Annotated in this window: 1 protein-coding gene; it reads left to right on the forward strand. The window is 78.9% G+C overall.

The window, feature by feature from the left end; translation table 11 throughout:
• A partial coding sequence (locus tag QWY29_RS20140; RefSeq protein WP_300963012.1) for an SNF2 helicase-associated domain-containing protein occupies window positions 1–289 on the forward strand: 289 nt, incomplete at both ends.

The raw sequence follows: 289 nt of genomic DNA on the forward strand, positions 1-289 counted from the left end.
GCAGGTGGCGCTGCACGGCGACCCGCTCACCCCCGAGGAGATGGACCAGCTCGCCGAGGCCGCGTCGCCGGTGATGAAGCTGCGGGGCGCCTGGACCGTCGTCGACCCCGCCGTGGCCCGCCGGGCCCGCAGGCGGCTGGTCCGCGAGGTCCGACCCGCCGAGGCCCTGGCCGGGGCGCTCACCGGCGTCGCGGCCGTCGAGCGCGGCGCCGAGAGCCAGGAGAGCGTGGTGGTGGGCGCCAGCCTGCTGCAGGTGCGCGACCGGATCACCAGCGCCGCCACCCGCGAC

Origin of the sequence: Nocardioides abyssi, from assembly GCF_030412915.1 — a bacterium.
In the GTDB taxonomy this organism is placed as follows: domain Bacteria; phylum Actinomycetota; class Actinomycetes; order Propionibacteriales; family Nocardioidaceae; genus Nocardioides; species Nocardioides abyssi.